The 4,300-nt window shown below is 40.6% G+C and carries 3 protein-coding genes; 2 read left to right on the top strand and 1 reads right to left on the bottom strand.

Annotation, left to right across the window (positions count from 1 at the left end; genetic code table 11):
- The first annotated feature begins 154 nt into the window (after window positions 1-154).
- Window positions 155-688 (top strand): shikimate kinase, encoded by a 534-nt coding sequence (locus EYW48_RS20430; RefSeq protein WP_277432968.1) that lies wholly within the window; start codon window positions 155-157, stop codon window positions 686-688.
- 326 nt (window positions 689-1,014) lie between these two features.
- Here EYW48_RS20430 and EYW48_RS20420 read toward each other — a convergent pair whose 3' ends face one another.
- Window positions 1,015-1,143, bottom strand: coding sequence for a hypothetical protein (locus EYW48_RS20420; RefSeq protein ID WP_277432967.1), 129 nt, complete (start codon window positions 1,141-1,143; stop codon window positions 1,015-1,017).
- 1,335 nt (window positions 1,144-2,478) lie between these two features.
- Between EYW48_RS20420 and EYW48_RS20415 the strand changes: the two genes are divergently transcribed.
- Window positions 2,479-3,096, top strand: coding sequence for a plasmid pRiA4b ORF-3 family protein (locus tag EYW48_RS20415; protein ID WP_239886626.1), 618 nt, complete (start codon window positions 2,479-2,481; stop codon window positions 3,094-3,096).
- Window positions 3,097-4,300: the final 1,204 nt, after the last annotated feature.

Below are 4,300 nucleotides of genomic sequence, written 5' to 3'. Positions count from 1 at the left end.
TCACATAACAATCAATTCAAGTGGATTCTCAACGCGTGGCAGTTTTACTATGCGTCAGGTAAAGTGTTTTACGGTGCAATGCAGCGACTTGGTCAGTGCGTTGTTCACCACTTAATTGGGCGTTATGTGCTAGGCAAACAAATCAGGTTTGGTGATGAAAAGAATTAATGTAATAGGTACAAGTGGTAGTGGGAAAAGTACTTTCAGTCGCCAGCTTGCTAATAAGCTCAAATACCCATACTTGGAAATGGATGCGATATTTTGGAAGCCAAATTGGCAAGAGTCTACAGATGAAGAGTTCTTCGCAAATCTAACTGAGAGTCTAAGTTGCGAACAATGGGTGCTTGATGGCAACTATAACCGGACAGCCGGAATCAAATGGGCTAGGGCTGACACCATCATTTGGGTGGACTATTCCTTTCCTAGGACGCTATTCCAAGCTGTGAAACGAGCGTTAACTCGTATTGTGACTAAACAGGAACTTTGGGGTAAAGCCGGTAATGTCGAGTCATTCAAAAAGTCGTTTCTTAGCAAAGATTCGATTATTCTCTGGACGTTGAAAACGTATAAAACAAATCGTATTCGTTACAAAGAGTTACTGAATGACCCGAGGTACAGCCACATAAAGTTCGTTAGGGTAACTAGCCCTAAAAAGGCTAGGGCGTTCATTGATGGGCTACGCACATAACAAACGCTTCAAGAGGGACAGCCAACGCGCGGCATTTTTGCTATGCGTTGGTTTTTGTGGTTACGGTGTTATGCGGAAGCTTGGTAGTAGCGTTGTCTGCCCCTTAAGCGGGCGTTAGCTGGGGTTAAGAAAAGCTGTGAATTTAGGGTGGAAAGGCTTTCGGTTTTCTAGCTACACACCGGACAAATCTCAGCTTCTCAACTATCTCGCCAGTGGCATTTTTCGGGAAGCGTTTGAACTTAACGAAGTCTACTTACGGGAAATGTTGTGTTTGTTAAGTTCATTGGCGCGGCTTCTTTGCTGTTGAAATTCATGAATGCTTAAATTCATTTCGTGTGCTCTGTCGTTGGCTTTTTCGATAGAATTCTTTGCAAATTACCACGCTCAGGAATGGAGATTTCCTCTGCCATTTCTTCTTTGCAAAGCGCATTTCGTGGATTAGGCTTTAATTTCACAGCTGTCCGTTTTACTTTGTCATTTGAAAGCAATAATGTGTTTCAAATTTGGCATTTTGGCGTAATTCGCTAGCGAAAGTGCAGCAGCTAACTAGGCGTTTAAGACGGATTCCCAACGCTTGGGAGTTTCGGCTCTAGGTTGAGTTTTGTGTTTAAGGCGCAATGGTTTAGGATTGTGGTCGCGTTGCTCACCACTTAACGCAGCGTTATGTGTTGGATGAGTTTTTGAGGTTAATTCTACGATTTTATTGAGAATTCGTTCCGTTTTTTCGGCAAGTTGGCTTGCTCGAAATGGATTCTTGAACAACCTGAGATTTATCGTTTTCAAGGTTCTTGGGTTGCCTCAATTAAGTTTTGGATCTGGTTTGTGTTGAGTTCTGTAGGTTTCAAATCGCTTTAATTGAAATGCTTTTTTGACTGATTTACTTGCTGATATTTAGCTCTGAAAGTTTGGTGAAGCAAAAGGTTTTGTTGTGGCTGAAAGGGCGCTTTCTTTGTTTTTGATTCTGTAAGTGGCTTTCTTCGGCTAAGATCGCTGTGAAATTTAGGTTTTGGTAAGCATCATTTTTGTACGTAACTTATTCAAATCTCTTCATTTCTACGGTGGTTTACTTTGAATTCACGGTAAAATTCACATAACAAGCAATTCAAGTGGATTCTCAACGCGTGGCAGTTTTACTATGCGTTGAGTAAAGTGTTTTACGGTGCAATGCGGCGGCTTGGTCAGTGCGTTGTTCACCACTTAATTGGGCGTTATGTGTTTGATGGGTTTTTGAGGTTAATTCTACGATTTCATTGAGAATTCGTTCTGTATTTTCGGCAAGTTGGCTTGGTCGAAATGGATTCTTGAATAATCTGAGATTGATCGTTTTCAAGGTTCTTGGGTTGCCTCAATTGAGTTTTGGATCTGGTTTGTGTTGAGTTTTATCGGTTTCAAATCGCTTCAATTGAAATGCATTTTTGACTGATTTGCTTGCTGACATTCAGCACTGAAAGTCTGGTGAAGCAAAAAGTTTAGCGGTTGCTGAAAGGGCGCTTTCTTTGTTGTTGATTCTGTAAGTGGTTTTCTTCGGCTAAGATCGCTGTGAAATTTAGGTTTTGGTCAGCATCGTTTTTGTACGTAACTTATTCAAATCTCTTCATTTCCACGGTGGTTTACTTTGAATTCACGGTAAAATTCACATAACAAGCAATTCAAGTGGATTCTCAACGCGTGGCAGTTTTACTATGCGTTGAGTAAAGTGTTTTACGGTGCAATGCAGCGACTTGGTCAGTGCGTTGTTCACCACTTAATTGGGCGTTATATTTTTATTTGAATTCATAGGATTATAAATTATGCATCAAAAGATTCTTCGATTCAGAGTTTCTCTTTCGGGAAGCGAACCGGAAATTTGGCGAGAAATTGATGTGCCAGATCATTACAACTTCTGGGAATTGCATGTTGCTATTCAAGATGCAATGGGTTGGCTTGATTACCATTTACATGAATTTTCTCCAAGAAAAGCTGGTCCTACAAAAGGTAAGCGGATCGGTCTTCCCGAGTCAGAGCATGATGAAAGTATAATTGCAGGTTGGGAACTTTCGGCCAAAAAATATTTCACATCCCTGGGCAATACTATTGATTATGTTTATGATTTTGGTGATAGTTGGCATCACGAAATCACTTTGGTTGGTATGTTTTTAGCTCCCTTAGATTCTACTTTCCCTCAATGCTTAGACGGAAAAATGGCTTGTCCACCAGAAGATAGTGGTGGCTTATATGGTTATCAGAGTGTGTTAGAAATATTGTCCGATCAAAGCCATGAGGAATATGTCGATACAGTTGAATGGCTGAAAAATCATGCAAAAAATTATTGGCCATACGACCAGCATGCGTTTAGCCCGAAAAAAGTCGAATTTTCAGACCCTTATCTACGCTGGTGTAATGCATTTAATCAGCCCTATCAACCGTAAAAATATAACAAACGCTTTAAGACGGATTCGCAACGCGTGGCATTTTTACTGTGCGTTGATTTTAGTGATTAAGGTGGTCTGCGGAAACATCGCATTGCGTTGCTCACCACTTAAGCGGGCGTTATGTGTTTGATGAGTTTTTAGGGTTAACTCTACGATTTCATTGAGAATTCGTTCCGTTTTTTCGGCAAGTAGTCTTGGTCGAAATGGATTCTTGAACAACCTGAGATTGATCGTTTTCAAGGTTCTTGGGGTGCCTCAATTAAGTTTTGGTTCTGGCTTGTGTTGAGTTTTGTCAGTTTCAAATCGCTTTAATTGAAATGTCCTTTTGACTGGTTTTCTTGCTGACATTCAGCTCTGAAAATCTGGTGACGAAAAAAATTTAGCGGTTGCTGAAAGGGCGCTTTCTTTGTTGTTGATTCTGTAAGTGGCTCTCTTTGGCTAAAATCGTTGTAAAATTTAGGGTTTGATTAGCATCGTTTTTGCACGTAAGTTATTCAAATCTCTTCCTTTCTACGGTGGTTTACTTTGAATTCACGGTAAAATTCACATAACAAGCAATTCAAGTGGATTCTCAACGCGTGGCAGTTTTACTATGCGTTAGGTAAAGTGTTTTACGGTGCAATGCAGCGGCTTGGTTAGTGCGTTGTTCACCACTTAATTGGGCGTTATGACACGACGGTCATCACAGGTTGGATGTACGGTAATGATACTCAAGTTTGAGTGTAATCTAACGGGGTGGAAGAAAGACGGCAAAAAGGACGAATATTAGTTATTTCCATGCTAACCTTGAGGCGCTTTCGCGATCCTTAATTGCGCGACAATTCAAGAGATCGCGCTAGCGCTACTCAAGGTAGTGCGATAACAAATACTTCGGCTTCGATTTTTTGTCTATTTACAGCTACCTTATTGTATTAAAAGAATATTTCACTTAAATTTGACTGACTTTGGTCGTGACATAACAAGGCATTCAAGAGTGACTCACAACGCTTGGCGACTTCAGTTTAAATTTGGCTTTAGTGTTTAAGGTGGAGTGGTTTGGGTTTGGAGATTTAGCGTTGTTCGCACCTTAATGCAGCGTTATGCAACTCAGGTAAATTTAGGGGTTCAATCTTTTGGGATTTCTCCGGCTATTCGTTTTGTGTTGTCGGCAAATGAGCATTTTTACCCTCAAATTCTTGGTTAACTTAAACCGTAAAACAGG

It is taken from the genome of Vibrio sp. 1180_3, from assembly GCF_029478545.1.
In the GTDB taxonomy this organism is placed as follows: domain Bacteria; phylum Pseudomonadota; class Gammaproteobacteria; order Enterobacterales; family Vibrionaceae; genus Vibrio; species Vibrio aestuarianus.
The sequence above is the reverse complement of the archived record's forward strand: the minus strand, read 5'-3'. Positions and strand labels throughout refer to the sequence as shown.